Annotated in this window: 17 protein-coding genes; 3 read left to right on the top strand and 14 right to left on the bottom strand. The window is 64.8% G+C overall.

What is annotated here, in order from left to right; all coding sequences use genetic code 11:
- Positions 1–40 precede the first annotated feature (40 nt).
- From EO174_RS02120 to EO174_RS02160, 9 genes are read right to left on the bottom strand one after another with little or no spacing between them, the layout of a single operon-like run.
- Positions 41–676 (bottom strand): hypothetical protein, encoded by a 636-nt coding sequence (locus EO174_RS02120; RefSeq protein WP_126941949.1) that lies wholly within the window; start codon positions 674–676, stop codon positions 41–43.
- Positions 673–960: a hypothetical protein gene (locus tag EO174_RS02125; RefSeq protein ID WP_126941951.1), complete on the bottom strand. Its 288-nt coding sequence runs from the start codon at positions 958–960 to the stop codon at positions 673–675. Before EO174_RS02125 ends, EO174_RS02120 begins: the two co-directional genes overlap by 4 nt.
- Positions 960–1,247 carry a hypothetical protein gene (locus EO174_RS02130; protein ID WP_126941953.1) on the bottom strand — a complete coding sequence of 96 codons (288 nt, stop codon included), beginning with the start codon at positions 1,245–1,247 and terminating at the stop codon, positions 960–962. Before EO174_RS02130 ends, EO174_RS02125 begins: the two co-directional genes overlap by 1 nt.
- Entirely contained in the window at positions 1,237–1,434 is a 198-nt protein-coding gene (locus tag EO174_RS02135; RefSeq protein ID WP_126941955.1) for a hypothetical protein, read from the bottom strand. The genes EO174_RS02130 and EO174_RS02135 overlap by 11 nt, the downstream gene beginning before the upstream one ends.
- Positions 1,434–2,660, bottom strand: a complete 1,227-nt coding sequence (locus EO174_RS02140) for an AAA family ATPase (protein ID WP_126941957.1) — start codon at positions 2,658–2,660, stop codon at positions 1,434–1,436. The genes EO174_RS02135 and EO174_RS02140 overlap by 1 nt, the downstream gene beginning before the upstream one ends.
- Entirely contained in the window at positions 2,657–4,657 is a 2,001-nt protein-coding gene (locus EO174_RS02145) for a transposase domain-containing protein (protein WP_126941959.1), read from the bottom strand. The genes EO174_RS02140 and EO174_RS02145 overlap by 4 nt, the downstream gene beginning before the upstream one ends.
- Complete coding sequence (locus EO174_RS02150; RefSeq protein WP_039586634.1) at positions 4,657–5,115, bottom strand: hypothetical protein; 459 nt, start codon at positions 5,113–5,115, stop codon at positions 4,657–4,659. Before EO174_RS02150 ends, EO174_RS02145 begins: the two co-directional genes overlap by 1 nt.
- Complete coding sequence (locus EO174_RS02155; RefSeq protein WP_126941960.1) at positions 5,112–5,525, bottom strand: hypothetical protein; 414 nt, start codon at positions 5,523–5,525, stop codon at positions 5,112–5,114. The genes EO174_RS02150 and EO174_RS02155 overlap by 4 nt, the downstream gene beginning before the upstream one ends.
- On the bottom strand, positions 5,525–5,866 hold the full coding sequence (locus EO174_RS02160) for a helix-turn-helix transcriptional regulator (protein WP_206515029.1): 342 nt from the start codon (positions 5,864–5,866) through the stop codon (positions 5,525–5,527). The genes EO174_RS02155 and EO174_RS02160 overlap by 1 nt, the downstream gene beginning before the upstream one ends.
- A gap of 669 nt (positions 5,867–6,535) precedes the next feature.
- Here EO174_RS02160 and EO174_RS02165 point away from each other — a divergent pair.
- Together EO174_RS02165 and EO174_RS02170 are read left to right on the top strand one after the other, a co-directional pair.
- The gene (locus EO174_RS02165; protein ID WP_126941962.1) at positions 6,536–6,928 is read left to right on the top strand and encodes a hypothetical protein; all 393 of its coding nucleotides are present in this window, start codon (positions 6,536–6,538) and stop codon (positions 6,926–6,928) included.
- A gap of 12 nt (positions 6,929–6,940) precedes the next feature.
- Positions 6,941–7,348, top strand: coding sequence for a hypothetical protein (locus EO174_RS02170; RefSeq protein WP_126941964.1), 408 nt, complete (start codon positions 6,941–6,943; stop codon positions 7,346–7,348).
- Between the two features lie 441 nt (positions 7,349–7,789).
- On the opposite strand, the gene ybaL is transcribed toward EO174_RS02170, so the two are convergent.
- Positions 7,790–9,487: a YbaL family putative K(+) efflux transporter gene (gene ybaL, locus EO174_RS02175; RefSeq protein ID WP_126941966.1), complete on the bottom strand. Its 1,698-nt coding sequence runs from the start codon at positions 9,485–9,487 to the stop codon at positions 7,790–7,792.
- 446 nt (positions 9,488–9,933) lie between these two features.
- Here ybaL and EO174_RS02185 point away from each other — a divergent pair, with 446 nt between their 5' ends.
- On the top strand, positions 9,934–11,127 hold the full coding sequence (locus EO174_RS02185) for a cytochrome P450 (protein ID WP_126941969.1): 1,194 nt from the start codon (positions 9,934–9,936) through the stop codon (positions 11,125–11,127).
- Between the two features lie 103 nt (positions 11,128–11,230).
- Here the strand turns inward: EO174_RS02185 and EO174_RS23325 are convergent, their stop codons facing one another.
- The 4 genes from EO174_RS23325 to EO174_RS02200 all read right to left on the bottom strand — a co-directional run bounded on the left by EO174_RS23325 (position 11,231) and on the right by EO174_RS02200 (position 17,187).
- On the bottom strand, positions 11,231–11,365 hold the full coding sequence (locus EO174_RS23325; RefSeq protein WP_255437892.1) for a hypothetical protein: 135 nt from the start codon (positions 11,363–11,365) through the stop codon (positions 11,231–11,233).
- Between the two features lie 21 nt (positions 11,366–11,386).
- Complete coding sequence (locus EO174_RS02190; RefSeq protein WP_126941971.1) at positions 11,387–13,786, bottom strand: TonB-dependent receptor; 2,400 nt, start codon at positions 13,784–13,786, stop codon at positions 11,387–11,389.
- Between the two features lie 313 nt (positions 13,787–14,099).
- The gene (locus EO174_RS02195; protein ID WP_126941973.1) at positions 14,100–16,487 is read right to left on the bottom strand and encodes a TonB-dependent receptor; all 2,388 of its coding nucleotides are present in this window, start codon (positions 16,485–16,487) and stop codon (positions 14,100–14,102) included.
- Between the two features lie 274 nt (positions 16,488–16,761).
- Positions 16,762–17,187 (bottom strand): VOC family protein, encoded by a 426-nt coding sequence (locus tag EO174_RS02200; protein WP_164739746.1) that lies wholly within the window; start codon positions 17,185–17,187, stop codon positions 16,762–16,764.
- Between the last annotated feature and the right edge of the window lie 119 nt (positions 17,188–17,306).

Below are 17,306 nucleotides of genomic sequence, written 5' to 3' on the forward strand. Positions count from 1 at the left end.
GGTCAGGCCAAGCCGGTTGCCGCCGGCCGGCGGGAGTGGCTCACGCGGTTAGGGTCTTGCGGGCGCGCCGCAGCGCGCCGCTGCTGGCCACCAGGGCGGCGATGAGTGCGTGGGGCAGCCGCGCCTCGCATGCGTCTTCCAGCGCGTCCTGCAGGTCGTCGGCGATCGCATCGAGACGTTCGTTGATGGCACACGGCGGGCGCGTTTCAAGGCGCAGCCCCTGGATACAACCGTCAGAACCGACCAGGAGCCTCGATCTGTGGCTCAAAAATCTGTCGAGATGCTCTGCTGCTGGTGGCTCGGCACTTGGCACGGTTTCGGTTTCGGGTGCGGGAGTGGGAGCGGTTGCCACCTCTGACGGCGCTTCGGCGGCATCTAGCGGACTTGACCGCACAAGCGAATAGATGATGTTGCTGGCCTTGCCCTGGCTCTCAATCACGCCAGTATTTTTCAGGTGGTTGACCGCCATGTACCGCACGCCGGACTCCAGATCGCTCAGTTCCTCGCGAAGCTGTGCGGCGGTGAGCATCCCGCCTGCGGCGTGGAGAGCCGCGACGATGCGGCTGGTGGCGTCTAAGCGTGCGCTGGCCACGTGCTGTTCCTTCTCATCGTGTTCGGGTAGGCGGGTCTGCACACCGTGCAGGCCACAGCCCAGTGGTTGGAAGGGAGCGCTCATGCCTGATGCACCTGCGCGCTGCGCTGCTCGCTGACTTCCCACTCCACTTGGCAGCCGTGGAACGGCGCGGCCATGACAGAGCGCACAACGACGCCGACGCGCTCGCGGCGGCGCATGGCGCCCTGGATGAAGGTGCCGGGCCTGTCGATCACGATCACCGGCCGGCGATCGCTCAGACGGATCTCGCGCGGCACGCATCCCTGATCGGAGAGGTGATGGATCGCCGCCATCGCGGCCTTTAATTGGTCATTGAAGCGGGTACAAACAGCATTTAAAGCGTGCATCACACTGATTCCTTGACCACTTTGATGAGGCGTTGTGCGGCGGCGTGGCTCACCGCGCGCAACGTTTGGTCCAGTAGCGCGCCATACCTCCAGGCGATGCCAGCGCGATTGAACAGCCCTTGGTGCTCGTCGGTGAGGTAGACGGTGGGCAACCCGCGATTCTTGAAGTAGAAGCGCACCAGGTCGCGCTGGCGCTGCGTGCACGCCGGGATCGTCATCGCACCAGTGGGCGGCGTGCCGAATCCCGACCCCACTGGCTGCCTCGCCTGGCGCGGATCACTGTCCATGTGCGTGCACCTGTTTGGAGAGCGCGACCAACTCACCCACGGTGAGTTCGTCCACGGCCTTGCCGGTGGCAACGATCGACTGCACGACCTGGCAGCGCTCGCGCAGGCCGGTGGTGCGCAAGCTGCCGATCAGCGCAGTGGCCGTGATCAGGTCGGCGGTGATGACCGGGATGCTTGTGCGCTCCATCAGACCATCACTCCCAGCTCGGCTGCGGCGTGGCGGATCTCGTTGCAACCGATCGAGCGCGCCTGTGCCTTGGCGTAGGTTGCAGCCAGGCGCAGCACTTTGTTGAGCACGCGCAGCGCGCCAGGCGTGGCGGCGATCTGCCGGATCGCATCCCTGCAGGGACTGTCATCGATACCCCATGCAGAGATGATGGCGTCGGCGTCTGCCACCGTCGCCTTCTTGAGCACGATCTTCTTGCCAATGCGGCTATAGAGACGGTCCAGGAACGGCGCGCGGTTGCCACCACTCATCTGCGTATAGACGCGCTCGTTACCACATAGCACCAAGCCAACGCCTGTCTGGTCGTTGATGGCCCGCACCTGGTCCAGCGCGGGCACGCTCAGGTGCTGAGCTTCGTCCAGCACCAGCAAGCCGTTGGTGTCGCGGACGCGCTGGAAGATGGCGCGTTGCAGGAACGCGGCCGAGTTGGTGAGGTCGCGCAGTCCAAGCGCGATAGCGATCTCCTGCAAACAGCTCATCACGCTGCCGGTGGCCGGTGTCAGTTCGACGTGCCAAACGTTCGGAGCGGTCTTGGTGTAACGCTGGATAGTCTTGGATTTTCCAAGGCCTGCGCCACCGACAATCAGCACCACGTCACCCGCCATCTGGGCGTACCGCAGCCCTGCCAGGATCTTCTCACTGGTCGGCGTTGGCACCCATTCCGGACCTTCCGGCAGGCGACCGGCGCTCGTGCGCTCATCTAGCGCCTTTGTCCAGTTCAAGAGCTTGCGGGCGACGTTCTGGACGTTGCCGGCATAGGTGCCTCCGAGGAACTGAGAGAGCGTGGCGCTGCTGATGTCTGCCTCGCGTCCGATGCGCGCCTGGGTGTAGGTGGGATCGTCCTGGGCGACGATGCGGACACGCTCTCGCAGGTCGGCAAGTTGCTCTGGCGACAGCTCGGTGGTGGCGGTAGGAAGACTTGTAACGCTCATCTGGCGCATTTCCTTGGGCAGCAAATAGGGACGGGAACGAAGGGGCTGGCGGGCGAGGTCGGCGCGCATCTGCTGGCGTTTGAGCAGTGCGCTGCCAGCCTTGCCGGCGCGTGGATTGCTGCGTTGGTCGACGCCGGTCTGAATGCGCACATTCGACCGGTAGCGCTCTGGGCAGCTGGTTTGGAGGTAGTCGCTCAGCCACGCACGCCGCTGCGCGAGGCGACCACCAGGTTGCGTGGCTGCGGAGACGCTCATTGGTCATCTCCTGGCACCCGCCACAGCGAGTTGGCCTGCTGTTGGGCGGCCATGCGCTCCATCAGCGACGCAAATGCGCTGTCGTGGTCGTCGGTACCGGTGCGTTGCAGCCCCTCTTCTTGGGGAAGAGGGGCCGGCTTGCGGCGTCCAAACAGGGGCGCAATGACGCCAGCTGGCGGCAGCTCTTCGGGCATCGGCGATGGCAACTGCGCCGCGACGCTGGCGACATCCATCCGACGCTCGGCGTCCAGCTGCTGCTTGGTAGCGCGGCGGAATTGTTTCTTGGCGCGCGCATGCTCACGTGCAGCAGCCGTATCGGCGAAGCCCACCGCCGCGATGCACTCCGCTTCGCCCAGGTAGACGTTTGCCAGCGTGTACACCTGGACCTCGGCGTGCAGCTGCTCAGGATCAAACCGCAGCATCAGCTTTTGACCGGCGTGGGGCGCGATCGCTTCGGACCAATAGCGGTTGCCAGACAAACGCACGCTGCCGTCGCGGCTGTCGCTGGTGACCACGTCGGTGGCCAGCAGCATCTGGCGCAGCTGCTCGCCCGAAGCCTTGCGGATCGCGCATTGGGCATAGCTGGCAGCGAAGGCCTGATCGAAGCTGCCTCCTGCCGCTACCCGAGTGCGCCGCCCTTCTCGAGCGTTGTGCACGGCGACCTCTTCGTTCAGCACGCGCACGAACTCATCGAGCGGCACGGCCTTGCTGCCGTAGTTCTCCGGCTTGGCATCGGGCTTGTTGCCGGTGTATGCGCCAGCGAAAGCCGGGTGTTTGGCGATGCGATCGCACAGATCGCGCCATGCGCGTTCGATCGGCTTGGCCTGGCCGTGGTACGGGGTGGCCCAGTGAATCTCGCAGCCCATCGCGGTAAGGACGCCGGTCGGGTCGTCTTCCCGCACTTTGAACCGGAAGCGGTTGGCGGTGCCGCCGGTCAGCATCTTCGAGGCGAAGCCGCGACCGTTGTCCAGCCAGACCTTCTCCGGGATGCCGTAACGCTCGACCACGTCGCGGAAAGCGAAGCGGGCCAGGTCGGCCGATTCAGTCTCGGCAATCCGGTAGCCCAGCAGTTTGCCGCTGTAGAGGTCTTGCACGCCCACCATGATCGGGCGCGCGATGGTGCCGTCTGGCCACTTTGCGAACACGTCGAACTTGTGGCCGTCGGCGTTCACTGCTTCCAGCGCATGGAAGACACTACGATCGCGCTCCTGCGCGGGGAAGGTGCGGTTGAATGCTTCCTGGCCCTGGCGAGAGAGGACCAGCACGCCGCGCGGCAGCTCGGCCTTTATGCGGCGCTGGAACGTCTTCAAAGATGGCAGCGCCCATTGCTTGACCTTGGCGATGCGCGCCACACGGTCGTAGCAGCTGCTGGCGGTGGGCGCTTCGACGCGGAGGTAGTCGGCTTTGAACAGATCCCACGCCTCTACTGGGATCTCCGCAGTGACGGTGCGACCGGTATAGGCCGGCACCAGCATCGCGAGGCGGTGTTGCTTTTCGACACCCGCAATCTGCGCCGCCCAGCGCGCCAGGCTCGCTTCGCTGGCGCCGCGCACGTTCTCGCGCTGCAGCTGCACTGCGACAAGGGCGCGCGCGTCCAGTACCGGATGGCCATCGGCTACCAGCTGTTCGACCGCCTGCAGGGCGCGCAGCCGGCGCGCTGCTTCAGTCTTCAGATGCTGAGGCACTGCCTCATAGCGCTGCCAGGCCGACTGGATATGCGCAGCGCTGGCGACGGCTGTCGGCCGACGCTCGCGCACACGCTCCACTGCGGCGCTGGATGGGCTTATAACCCCGGAGCGCAGGAACAATGCGGCCTGTACGTCTTTCGGCAGACTGGCCGACGCATACATGCGACGAACACCGCCACGACCGGTTTTGGTGGCGAAGGGCCAGTTCTCTTTGGCGGCGCGGCGCTCTGCTGAGCGCTTGGTGATGCCCAGGGCAAGTGCAATTAAGCCGAGGTCCAAGTGATCGGCGCTGGGTGTGCTGCCTTCCATCAACGCACCCTCCGACTCATTTCCTTGAGGGCACGGATCTGCTCGTTGGCGCGCTGCTTCTCACGCTCCAGCCGCCCAATCTCGGCATCCAGTGTGGCGGCGCCCAGCAGCAGCTGCCCACCGACTACACCACCATGCCACTCGGCCAGACGGGTGCTGCTGCAGACGACTTCCAACACCGGGGCCAGCCACAACGGCACGTTGAATTCTTCGCGGCTCTCGGCGGTGTAGCCGTCGAGCATCGCCTTGGATACATCGCGGCCGGCCAGACGGCTGGCGCGTGCGGCAATTTCAAACCGGTCGATGCCGGCGGCATGCGCGTCTTTGAGCATGTCGCCTACCAGCAGGCTGATGGGCTGGCGAAAATCCATGCTTCCCGGAATTTGGGCGGCCGGACGCGGCATTGCGAACATGTCGCTGGTGAGGGCATCGGCGCGACGACGTGTTGTCCTATTCATCGCCCGATACCCCCACCGACGGCCGCGCGCTCGATCGCACAGGCGGAGGTGCTCACCGGCATGCCACCGGTTGCCACAACGTGGCGGACCTGCTCTCGAACTGCCGGTGTTTTCGCGCTGTCGGACGCGGGGCACTGACCGGCTGATCCCCACCCATCTGCCTGGGCCTGGCTTGTGAAGTCGGACGCCTGCGCCATGCCCTCATCCCAGCCCGCCCACCACGCATCGGCCGAAGCGGTGCCGGCGGCGTGCAGGTTCGGGGTGGCCGGGCCGCCCAGGCGCTTGCTGACTGCCGCACGGCAACCTGCCCGGTACTCAGGGCTGCGCGCCGAGCGACCGGCGAAGAAGATCACCGCCATCAATTGGTCAAGCCGCGCCGGGGTGACCGGGCAAAGGGGGGCGTTGTTCATTACGCTGCTCCACTTTGTGGATTGCGAGCCGCGCGCAGCCTGCTAGGCTTTGCGCCAACAGGAAGAAGAGCCTTCTGACCGCGTTTGCGGTTCGGCTTGCCGTCCGTGCCATACCTGCTCGGCCAGATCTCCGTGGCGCTGATCCCCAGTGCCTCGGCAATGATTGCTTCGGCCAGCGGATAAGGCCGGTGCAATGCCTTAGCCAGGCTGTTCGGATTGTCGTAGCCGTTGAGGATGCTGAGTTGGCGCAGGGAGAGTCCCTTCATGCGCAACTTCGCTCCGACCTCGGCCGGGTGCCAGTCGTTGAGACTGGTTTTTTTTGGTGTCTGTGGTGCCGTCACGTTTCGCGCTTTCCGTTGGCGGTGTCTATGAGGCAGATATTACCCGCGTTTGTGGTCATGTCAACCGCGAACGCGTGTCGCACTTCGAAGGAATAGACCTCATGTGTGGTTTTTCGTGTTTTGCCTTTTCCCCTCAATGGGTTAGCGAAAGTGCGACGCAAGCTAGGCGTGTCGCGCTTTGCGTCGCACTTCGGAGCCTCTAAGTGCGACACGACCTCAAAGCAATCGGCGAGCGACTGACACACATTCGTGGTCGGGAATCACAGGCAGGGTTCGCGCCCCTGGTTGGCATCCACAAGAACACTCTGGGCACGTACGAAAGGGGTGAGCGAGAACCTGGCGCGTTGGCGCTGTCGGGCTATGCAGGACTGGGCTGGAACATCAATTGGGTCTTGACCGGTGATGGTCCACAACGCGTGGAAGCCCTTGAAAAACAAGGTATTGCGTCAGATGAGACCGCCGACAAGACCCCGTCTCAGCCTCCGCGATTGGAGTCCCTCACACTGGCCATTCAGTTGGCCGAGGAGGCATTGGACGGAGGCAGGCTGGAGCCAGCTGACTACGCCCAGCTCGTCTCGCTCATTCACGGCGCCTTGGTCAACGGCCTGCCAAGCGCCCAGGTACTGGCGTTCGCAAGACCCGCCGCGCGCGGGATAGGAGAAACAGAACATGGCAGAAGGGATGTGGGTGGATCAGGTAAGAAAGCTGCTCGATAGGGCGAAAACGCAGCAATCCGTAGCGATTTCCAATCTAGATGGGCTTAGGCGGAGCATCGATGGCGCCCTGGCGCTGGTGCAGACTGCAAGGGAGGAGCGGCAGCAGAGCTGTATGCCGCCAGTCCCGTACCCGATCCAACGCCGCAACTTGCTGGCGCAGATTGGCCGGCAAGGCCGCTATTACGGGCTTTCTGACGAGATTCAGGCGTTTGTGTACGCCACAGGTGCCCAGGTGATCCAAGAGCTCGACAATGACCAGCTGGCTGCGTTGCACACCTGGCTCGCGCAGTGGATCGATAACATGCAGACCGGCTGCGATTCAGCTTTTGCGCCCCCGGCGCGCTAACAGGAGCAAGCGATGAGCGACGAAAGTCAACAAAACGTGCGCCAAATACGGGAATTGCTCGCAAAGTCCCAATCGCCCAAGGGCAACGCCGAGCACGTGCAGCATGTGACGGCTGATCGCGGGGGAATTGCCGTCCATGCCAACGGTTCCGTCCATATCGGTATGAGTCCAGTAGCGCAGAAAAAGCCGTTCTTTGACTTCAACCGCCTGACAGGCCTCTATTTTGTGTTGATTGTGGCCGCCTACATCTTCTTCAGGCTGGTACCTCTTTGGCAAGGCCGGCCGGAAGGACTGGCACCGATATTCGCCCTGCAGTACATGAGCAGCCAAGCGCCCCTCTGGGAACTAGCCGTCCTGGCTTTCGGCGGGGCAGCAGTCGCAGCCTGCCTGGCGGGTCTGACACGCTGGCTTTCGCGCTAAGTCCCAGGTTGGGGCACCGTGACTCGGCCGGCTCACCGCTGCGGCAGTCTTTAAACGCCAAAACCCTTGCTAGGGAAGGGTTTTGCCCATCAGACAGGATGGCTGGCTTACAGCATCTTCAAATGCCCGTCGAAGGCGGCTCACCGCGTCCGGGCGTTTCGCACTTCATCTGTCTATTTCGCACTTTGGGCGGCATTCCGCAAACCTAGGCCGATGCGCGCAATCGTGCTGCACCGCCGCGTAAGACCGTTGGCACGTCTAGGTTTCGTGCCATTTTTTCCCGGCCAATTTCGGCTTATCCCGGTTTATCAATCCAGGTGTCCCCCAACAGCAGGGGTGCGAGCCGTTCCGCACTGAAGCACCTGCGCGCCACAAGAAAAGACCCGCAGGCGCTGCCGGCGGGTCTTCATTTTCGTGCGGCGCTGCGTGTCCCGTGCGCGATTACGAGGCCGGTACCCGCAATGCCCGATACGGCGGAGTGGACATCACCATCTCGGCCAGCGAGTAGGCCAGTTCGCGTTCGGCCAGCACCGCGCCGTCGGCGCCATGTTCGAGCAGGTGCTTGACCTCGGTATCGCTGTGCGCGCGTGCCAGCAGCGTCAGCGACGGGTTGATCGCGCGCAGTTTGGCCAGCGCCTCGCCGGCTTCCAGCGGCTGCGGAATCGCAAGAATCGCGATCTTGGCATGCTCCGGGCGGGCTTCGGCCAGCACGCGGTCGGCCGCCGCACTGCCGCGGATGCCGGGAATGCCGGCCGCATGCGCCTTGGCCACGTGATCGCCGTTGTCGTCGATCACCAGCACCGGCACGCCGCGGCTGCGCAGCAACTGCGCCAGCGCACTGCCCACGCGCCCATAGCCGATGACGATCGCATGGCCGTCCAGCGGCAGCGGCGGGCCGGGCGGCAGCTCCGGCTCCACCTTGGCCGGGGCGTCCTGCGCCTGCCTGGCCTGCCAGCGGTCCAGCCACGAGAACAGGAACGGGTTGGCGATGATCGACAGCAGCGCACCGGCCAGGATCAGGTCGCGCCCGGTTTCCGGCAGGATGGCCAGCTGCACGCCCAGCCCGGCCAGGATGAAGGAGAACTCGCCGATCTGCGCCAGGCTGGTGGAAATGGTCAGCGCCGTACCGGTGGGATGGCCGAACGCACGCACGATCACGAACGCGGCCAGCGACTTGCCCAGGGTCACGGTCAGGAACGTGGCCAGCACCTGCCACGGATGCTCGACCAGGATCATCGGGTCGAACAGCATGCCCACCGAGACGAAGAACAACACCGCGAATGCATCGCGCAATGGCAGCGAATCGCTGGCGGCCTTGTGGCTGAGCTCGGATTCCTTCAGCAACATGCCGGCGAAGAACGCGCCCAGCGCGAACGACACCCCGAACAGCGTGGCCGACAGGAACGCCACGCCCAGCGCGATGCCGAGCACGGCCAGGGTGAACAGCTCGCGCGAGCCGGTGGCGGCGACCTTTTCCAGCGACCACGGAATCACCCGGCGGCCGACCACCAGCATCACCGCCACGAACGCCACCATCTTGAACAGCGTCAGGCCGAGCGCGGCCAGCAGCGAGGTGGATTCGCCTTCATGCGCCGCTGCCGGCGCGCCGCCGCCCAGCACCTCGGCCAGGGCCGGCAACATCACCAGCGCGATCACCATCACCAGGTCTTCGACGATCAGCCAGCCCACCGCAATGCGGCCGCGCTGGGTTTCCAGCAGGCGGCGTTCTTCCAGTGCGCGCAGCAGCACCACGGTACTGGCCACCGACAGCGCCAGGCCGAACACCAGGCCATGCATCAACGGCCAGCCCATGCTCCAGGCCAGTGCCCAGCCGAGCAGCGTGGCCACCACGATCTGCGCCAACGCGCCCGGAATCGCGATCCATTTCACTTCCATCAGGTCGTCGAGCGAGAAGTGCAGGCCCACACCGAACATCAGCAGCATCACGCCCAGCTCGGACAGCTGGTTGGCCATCGTCTGGTCGGCCACGAAGCCGGGCGTGAATGGCCCGACGCAGACTCCGGCCAGCAGATAGCCGACCAGCGGCGAGAGTTTCACTTTCTGTGCGAGCGTGCCCAGCACGAAAGCGACCGCGAGGCCGACGGCGATGATGTCGATGAGGCTGGTGTCGTGATGCATTCCAATCCGTTGTGAGAGTGTCCGAGAGAGCGTCGCGGGCGCGACCAGCCAACGGCACTGCGCCGGGCATCGCCTGCGGGCATTGCGTGGTCATGGCTGGAGTCCGGCGCGGGGGAACAGGACCGCGTTGCTGGTCCGGTTGGCCGGACGCCCATAGTACACAGCGCTTGATTAACGTGATGCGACACGCAGCGCATGCACGCACGCAGACGCATGCATCGGACCTCCGCGCGCATGGCGCAGCGCCCTGCGCGCGCTGGCGCAGGCTGCGATGCACGGCGCATGCCCGGCACGCCGATTCAACATAGACGACACCGCTTCGCCCCTGCGCAAGGACGCTGCGCAGGGGCGGCCGACAATCGGAGCCCCCAGTGGAGTGCCTGCGTTGTCCGGCAGGCCCACGCCCTCATCGCCCCTGTCGCGGGCGATGCCCTACGAGCCAGGCCATGCATCTCAGCGATTTCGCAACACCCCAATTCCGGCACGATCCCTATCCGACCTACGCACGGCTGCGTGACGAAGGGCCGCTGGTACAGGTGGCGGACGGGCGGCTGATGTCCGGCCGCTACGCGGTGGTCGATCGGCTGCTCGGCGATCGCCGGCTCGGCCGCGATTACCTGCAAAGCATTCGGTTGCGTTACGGCGAGGCGGCGGTGCACCTGCCGCTGTTTCAGGGCATGAGCCGCATGTTCCTGCTGCTCAACCCGCCGCTGCACACCCAGTTGCGTGGATTGATGACACAGGCCTTCGGTGCGCGGCAGATGGATGCCATGCGCCAGGTGGCCGGCGATATCGCCGCCGGGTTGATCGACGCTTTCCAGGCAAACGGCCACTGCGATCTGCTGACCGAGTTCGCGTTCCCGCTGCCGATCGCCATCATCTGCCGGATGCTGGACATCGATGCGGCCGATGCCACCGCGCTGAGTCATGCGACCAGTGCCCTGGCAAAGGTCTTCGATCCGATGATGACGGCCGAAGAACTGCAGGCGACCAGTGTCGCCTACGACCAGCTGGCAGCATATTTCCACGACGTGATCGCGCAACGCCGCAGCGATGGCGGTGACGATCTGATCACGCGCTTCATCCAGGCCGAGGACAACGGCCGCCGCCTGAGCGATGAGGAAATCGTCTCCAACGTGATCCTGCTGTTCTTTGCCGGCCACGAGACCACCTCCAACATGATCTGCAATGCGCTGGTCGCCCTGCATCAGCACCCGCAGCAATTGCGCCTGCTGCAGGACACCCCGAGCCTGCTGCCCAATGCAGTGCTCGAGTGCATGCGTTACGACAGCTCGGTGCAGATCGCCACGCGCACGGCCTTGCAGGAGTTCGAGATCGAGGGCGTGGCGGTTCCGCAGGGCGCCATGCTGTACCTGATGCTGGGCGCGGCCAATCACGACAGCCTGCAGTTCACCGACCCGCAGGTGCTGGATATCCGCCGGCAGCAGGGCCGCGCGCTGTCCTTCGGCGGCGGCATCCACCACTGCCTGGGCAACCGGCTGGCCCTGATCGAGATGGAGGCCGCGCTGTCCTGCCTGCTGGAACGTCTGCCGGCGCTGCGGCTGGAGCAGCGCGACACGCTGAACTGGAACGACCGCGCCAACCTGCGCGGTGTCGACGCGCTGCTCGCCTCCTGGTGAGGTCGTCGGGCAATAGCAGCCAACAAACCCTCCCACACGCTGCACGGATGGCGGCAACGCGTTGACCACGCCGCCGACGCACGGTGGGCCATCACTATGGCGTTCAACGGGACAGACACCATTGCGGCAGATGGCACAGCCGCTGCACGCATGTTGCGATGGCCACAACGACAAACACCGCCGAGCGATCGGCGGTGTTTGCGTGAGAGATGCGCTGATCGAAACGTTCGATCAGCACGTTGCAATCGAGCGTGGCGGCCTAGAACCGATAGGTGACCCGGCCGTACCAGTAACGCCCGTTGAAACCGAACGGTGACAGCGACGAATACTGCAGGCCGCCGGCGCGGTCGTCGTAGCCGGTGGTCAGCTGCGCCTTGGTCGGGTACTGGTTGGTGAGGTTGTCCGCGCCCACGGTGAAGGTGAATGCGTTCCAGGTCTGGCTGGCGGCCAGGTTCAACAGCCAGCGCGCGTCGTAGGTCTGGTCCTGGCTGCCATCGGCCGGATCGCTGATGCGCTTGATCGATCCGTAGCGGGTGGCGTTGAAGTTCAGTGCAAAGCCGCCCAGCGTCCAGTCCGCCGCGGCCATGTACTTGGTACGCGGGGTGGCATCGGTGAGCAGGCCCTGGCTGGCCCGCCCGAAGTTGGGGTTGGACAGTTCCAGGATCGTGGTCTTGTTGTAGTTGGCACTGGCACTGAGGTTGAGCTTGCCGTAGCTGCCCAGGTCGGCGAGATAGCTGTTGATCCAGTCCACGCCACGGGTGCGGCTGGTGGCGCCGTTGACGAAGAACTGCACCGCGGCCACCTGGCCGATCGGCTGCGCCAGCTGCAGCTGGTCCGAGTACAGGATCTGGTCCCAGATGCGGATCTGGTAGACGTCCAGGCTGGAGGTGAAGTTGGCCGTCGGCTGCCACACGCCGCCCAGGCCGTAGTTGGTGGATTTCTCCGGGCTCAGCGGGCCGGCGCCCAGCGCCACCGCGACCGGGTCGGAGGTGCGGTAGGTGCCGACCTGCACCAGCTCGCCGTTCTGGATCAAGGTCACCACCGAGGCATAGTTCTGCTGGGCCAGCGACGGCGCGCGGAAGCCGTTGGAGATGGTGCCGCGCAGCGAGAAGGTATCGCTGAAGGCGTAGCGCGCCGACAGCTTGCCCGAGCGCGTGGAGCCGGCGTCGCTGTAGTTTTCGTAACGCCCGGCGATGCCGCCGGACAGCTTGTCGGTGATGTCCGCTTCCAGGTTGGCGTAGACCGCGTTGCTGTGGCGGCCGAACTTGCCGGCCACCGACGGCTCTAGGCCTGAGAACACCTGGGCCCCGCCCGGATACGGGGCACCGTCGTCGGGATTGATGGTGTTGGGATCGAAGAAGTACGACGCCGGCGAGCCGGCGGTGATCTGGTAGCGGTCCTGGCGATGCTCGGCGCCGAAGGCCACATTCACCGGATACGCCAGGCCCCAGTCGAAGGACTTGTTGACGTCCAGGTTGATCGTGCCCTGTTCGGTTTCGAAGCCGCCGGAATTGAAGTTGGTCGGCGAGCTGCCGGTGGTGTAGTACAGGTTGGTATTGATGCTGTTGAGGATGTTGAAGTTCATGTCGTTCTTGCCGTAGGTGGCCGACATGTCCCAATTCCAGTCGCTCTCGGTGCTGCCCTTCAGGCCCAGCACCGCCGAGCGGTCATTGGTGGGGTTGTAGATCTGCGGCAGGAAGCCGTTCGGGTAGATCGCCTGCACGTTGCGCGCGGTGTTTTCAGCTGCGCGGTAGTAACCGTTGGAGGTGACTTCGCGCCGGCTCATGCTGAGGTGGCCGTACAGCTCCAGGTTCGGCGAGAACGCATAGCCGAAGGCGGCCAGCCCCTGGTAGAACGTGGAAGCCGGGTCGCCGTGGCGCTGGTAGGGCACACCGCCCGGGTTGGGCGTGCCCGGCACGGTGGTGGCGCGGTTGGTGTTTTCGCCGCGGTTGGTGCTCATGGTGTTCTGGTAGTTCCAGGACAGCCGCACCCAGCCCGGAGCGGTATCGCCGCCGCTGCCGCCGAAGGGCAGGCCGACCGAGCCGTCGATGCCGTTCTGCTCGCCATCGCCCTTGTCCATGATGCCGCCATTGATCGACACGCTATTGCTGCCGGCATCGGCGCCATGCTTGAGCACGATATTGACCACGCCGGCGATGGCATCGGAGCCGTACTGGGCCGAGGCGCCGTCGCGCAGCACCTCGATGCGCGCGATGGCCGACATCGGCAGCGAGTTCAGATCGGCCGGTGCCGAACCGCGCCCGACGTACGGGTTGTAGTTGATCAGCGAGGAGGTGTGATAGCGCTTGCCGTCGACCAGCACCAGCACCGCATCCGGCGACAGCCCGCGTAGCGTGGCCGGCCGCGCGGCATCGTTGCCGTCGGAGATCGCCGGACGCGGGAAGTTCAGCGAGGGCAGCAGCTTGCCCAGCGCGGTGGCGATGTCGGTCGCGCCGGTGGCCTGCAGCGACTGCTCGGTGATGATGTCGATCGGCGATTCGGATTCGGCCACGGTGCGGTCGCTGACGCGCGTGCCGGTGACGATCAGCGTATCCAGGGTTTTCTGCGGCTGGTCAGGCTGCGATTGCGCACTGGCGGCAAACGTACAGACGGTGAGCGCGGCCGAGATCGCAAGCGAGAGTGCGTTGGAGGTGTGCATGGGAATGGAGACTCAAGGGGGATGATGGACGCAGCACTGCGCTGCGTGTGGTGCGGGGGAAGAGGACGGCGGACTGCGTGATCCGTGTCGCCTGCACGCAGCGCGTGTGCGTTGGCGGGATGGCGGGCACGGCAAGGACAACGGACTGCGACGCAGCGTCTGCTGCGTGGCGCATCCTTGCGAAATAAGGGAGGAACTCGCCCTGTCGCGACAATCGGAAAGGGCGAGCGATGCTGCGGGCGTGCTGCCTGGTCTCAGCGACGTGGGGCTCGGCGATCGAGGTGCCGGTCGTTGCCGACCGGCACGTGGCGATTTACCACTTGTAGCTCACGTTGGCATACACCAGCGCGCCGTTGAAACCGAACGGCGAGGCGCTGCTGTACGGCAGGTAGGTGCGCGTGCCCAGGCCGGCTTCCTGGCGGTCGGGATATTCGTTGAGCACGTTGTCGCCGCCGATGGTGAAGTTCCAGTCGTTCAACTTGTAGGACGCGGCCAGGTCCAGCGTCCACTTGGCCGCATAGGTCTGGTCGCTGCCGGCGTTGGTGCCGAAGGTGCTGAACTCGCCCCAGCGCGTGGCGGTGCCGGTGAACGACCAGTTGCCCGGCGACCAGGTGCCGCCCAGGAAGAACTTGTCGCGCGGCGTGCCTTCGGTGATGCGGCCCAGTTCGGCGCGGCCGATGCGCACCGCACCCGGATCGATCGCTTCCAGCGCTGCCGGGTTGTCGGCGATCCGTTCCACTTCGGTCTTGTTGTAGTTGTAGCCGGAGGTCAGCTCCGCGCTGCCGCCGTCCAGGTTCCAGCGATAGGTGCCGACCGCATCCACGCCCTGGGTCTTGGTGTCCACCGCGTTGGTGAAGTAGCGCCCGCCACCGATGCCCGGGAAGCCATTGGCCTGCAGGTAGTTGCGCGCCGCATTGGAGGTGAGGTTTTCCGACAGCACGATGCGGTCATCGATCTCGATGCGATACGCATCGACCGTGATGTACAGGTTTTCGATCGGCTGCAGCACCACGCCAAGCCCGTAGTTCTTGGATTCCTCGGCCTTCAACGGCTCGGCGCCCAGTGCAATGGCGGCCGGGTTGTCGGTACGGAAGGTGCCGATCTCGAACGGGATCGCGGTGACCGTGCCGTTGGGCTGGGCCACGTTGAGGAACTGGGTGGCGATCGACTGGAAGTTCTGCTGCTGCAGCGACGGCGCGCGGAAGCCGGTGGACGCGGTGGCCCGCACTGCGATCTTGTCGGTGAACGCATAGCGCAGCGACAGCTTGCCGGTGGCGGTGTCGCCGAAGTCGCTGTACTTCTCATAGCGGCCGGCCAGCCCGGCGGAGAACTTGTCGGTCAGATCCGCTTCCAGGTCCACATAGGCCGAGTGGCTGTTGCGGTTGTAGTAGCCGGCATCGGAGAGCTTGAAGCCCGGGAACACCTGTGCGCCCGGAATCAGCGTTCCGGCCGCAGATGGAATGCCGCCGTTGGCCGAGGATGCCGCATCGCCGGGCGACTGGTTGAACTTTTCGCCGCGCCATTCCGCGCCGAAGGCCAGCGTGACCGGATACGCCAGGCCCCAGTCCAGGGTCTTGGTGAAGTCGGCATTGAGCACGTTCTGGGTGACTTCCAGCGTGCCGGCATGGAAGTTGGTCGGGCTGGCCAGGCCCAAGCTGTTGTTCAAGCTGTTGCGTACATCGAAGGTGAGATTGTTCTGGCCGTAGTTGTAGCTCAGATCGATGTTCAGGCCGCCTTCGGTGGAGGTCTTCAAGCCACCGACCCACGACACGTCCTTGCTGACGTTGTAGATCTGCGGCAGGAAGCCGTCCGGGTAGATTTCCGGGCGGTTGCGGTTGTCGCCGGCAAAGCGGAAGTAGCCGTTGGACAGCACCTCGCGGCGGCTGACCATGCCAAAGGAGTAGAAGGTCAGGTAATCGGTGGGGCTGTATTCGCCATTGAACGAAATGGCGCCCTGGTCGATGTCCGGGTCGCCGTAACGCTGCTCCACGCGGCCCTGGAAGGGCAGTGCGCGGTTGGTCTGGTCCGAGTGCCCGGCCTGCGCGGCCAGGTGCACCTTGCCGGTGCCGGCGAAGCTGAAACCGGCATCGCCGGACAATTGATACTGCTCGCCGTCGCCGGCGCTGTACTTGCCGTAGCGGCCATTGACGCTGCCGCCTTCACCGCTGCCCTTGAGCACGATGTTGATCACGCCGGCGATGGCGTCGGAGCCGTACTGCGCCGACGCGCCGTCGCGCAGCACTTCGATGCGCTCCACCGCGGCGATCGGAATGGTATTGAGGTCGGCCGGCGACGAACCACGGCCCTGGGTGTCGTTGAGGTTGATCAACGCAGTGCTGTGGTAGCGCTTGCCGTTGACCAGCACCAGCACCTGGTCGGGTGAGAGGCCGCGCAGCTGCGCCGGGCGCACTGCATCCGAGCCGTCGGAGATGGCCGGGCGGGGGAAATTCAACGAGGGGATCGCGCGTGACAGCGCGGTCGCCAGCTCGGTGGTGCCGGTCGATTCCAGCGCCTGCGGCGAGATGATGTCGATCGGCGATGCCGATTCGGCCACGGTGCGATCGGCCACGCGCGTGCCGGTCACGATCAGGGTATCGAGGGTTTTCTGGGTGGGAGCTTGTGACTGCGCAACTGCGCTTGAAGCGGAAAACGACAGTGCAAGAACAACGGCAACTGCGAGTGGACTGGTCTTGCAATTCATGCGGTGACAACTCCGAGTGGGGAACGGATGCATCGCAGGGGCCCCCTTCCCGGGCCGCGTCCGTTGCGGCAGCTGCGGTGCGTTCCCAACCATTGACCACGCATAACCGCATGTCAAATTTTGGTTATGTTGCGCTTGCAACCGTCATCGCAAATATGCTTATGAAAACGTTGCCAGCTTGCACCAGAGTGATGCGTCGCTTGCACCCGACCTGCTGCTGCACGGGTTTTTTTGCACCATCATGGACATCGATAGCAGTTATGAAACTTCTGCATCAGAACGTGATTTGCACCGCATCGGCGCTGCGTTGCGCAGGACCATGGAACACCGCTTCGATGTTGTTGCCATCTGGATCCAGGGCAAACGCTGCGTAATAACTCGGGTGATACGGGCGCACGCCCGGTGCGCCGTTGTCGCGGCCGCCGTGGGCGAGGGCGGCCTGATGGAACGCATGCACCATGGCGACATCGTGCGCCTGGAAGGCCAGATGGTGGCGGCCGGTAAGTACGCCTTGCGCCACCGTGTGGCGATCGGACACGAACAGCTCGTCGGCCCAGAAGAATCCTTCGCCTTCGCCACCGATCGGAATGCCCAGCACATCGAGCACGGCCTGGTAGAAACGTCGGCTCGCCGCCAGGTCGTGGACGACCAGATGCAGGTGGTCGATCAGACGGCCGCGTGAGAGTTGCGCTGCGTCCATGGTGGGTGCTCCATCAGGGTGGAAGCGCGTTGATACCACTGCGGCCGCCGGTGGCTCTTCACGGCGCATCGATGCCCGCATGCGGATGGCCTGCTGCAGGAACGCCGCAAGCACGCCGG

It is taken from the genome of Xanthomonas sp. BRIP62418 (assembly GCF_003993495.1).
GTDB lineage: Bacteria > Pseudomonadota > Gammaproteobacteria > Xanthomonadales > Xanthomonadaceae > Xanthomonas > Xanthomonas euroxanthea.

What these genes read in the sequence shown, in the direction of transcription:
- EO174_RS02135 (WP_126941955.1), bottom strand. Translation starts at nt 1,434, where the DNA reads ATGGAGCGCACAAGCATCCCGGTCATCACCGCCGACCTGATCACGGCC.
- EO174_RS02130 (WP_126941953.1), bottom strand. Translation starts at nt 1,247, where the DNA reads ATGGACAGTGATCCGCGCCAGGCGAGGCAGCCAGTGGGGTCGGGATTC.
- EO174_RS02200 (WP_164739746.1), bottom strand. Translation starts at nt 17,187, where the DNA reads ATGGACGCAGCGCAACTCTCACGCGGCCGTCTGATCGACCACCTGCAT.
- EO174_RS02150 (WP_039586634.1), bottom strand. Translation starts at nt 5,115, where the DNA reads ATGAATAGGACAACACGTCGTCGCGCCGATGCCCTCACCAGCGACATG.
- EO174_RS02185 (WP_126941969.1), top strand. Translation starts at nt 9,934, where the DNA reads ATGCATCTCAGCGATTTCGCAACACCCCAATTCCGGCACGATCCCTAT.
- EO174_RS02145 (WP_126941959.1), bottom strand. Translation starts at nt 4,657, where the DNA reads ATGGAAGGCAGCACACCCAGCGCCGATCACTTGGACCTCGGCTTAATT.
- ybaL (WP_126941966.1), bottom strand. Translation starts at nt 9,487, where the DNA reads ATGCATCACGACACCAGCCTCATCGACATCATCGCCGTCGGCCTCGCG.
- EO174_RS02170 (WP_126941964.1), top strand. Translation starts at nt 6,941, where the DNA reads ATGAGCGACGAAAGTCAACAAAACGTGCGCCAAATACGGGAATTGCTC.
- EO174_RS02155 (WP_126941960.1), bottom strand. Translation starts at nt 5,525, where the DNA reads ATGAACAACGCCCCCCTTTGCCCGGTCACCCCGGCGCGGCTTGACCAA.
- EO174_RS02125 (WP_126941951.1), bottom strand. Translation starts at nt 960, where the DNA reads ATGCACGCTTTAAATGCTGTTTGTACCCGCTTCAATGACCAATTAAAG.
- EO174_RS02165 (WP_126941962.1), top strand. Translation starts at nt 6,536, where the DNA reads ATGGCAGAAGGGATGTGGGTGGATCAGGTAAGAAAGCTGCTCGATAGG.
- EO174_RS02120 (WP_126941949.1), bottom strand. Translation starts at nt 676, where the DNA reads ATGAGCGCTCCCTTCCAACCACTGGGCTGTGGCCTGCACGGTGTGCAG.
- EO174_RS02190 (WP_126941971.1), bottom strand. Translation starts at nt 13,786, where the DNA reads ATGCACACCTCCAACGCACTCTCGCTTGCGATCTCGGCCGCGCTCACC.
- EO174_RS02195 (WP_126941973.1), bottom strand. Translation starts at nt 16,487, where the DNA reads ATGAATTGCAAGACCAGTCCACTCGCAGTTGCCGTTGTTCTTGCACTG.
- EO174_RS02140 (WP_126941957.1), bottom strand. Translation starts at nt 2,660, where the DNA reads ATGAGCGTCTCCGCAGCCACGCAACCTGGTGGTCGCCTCGCGCAGCGG.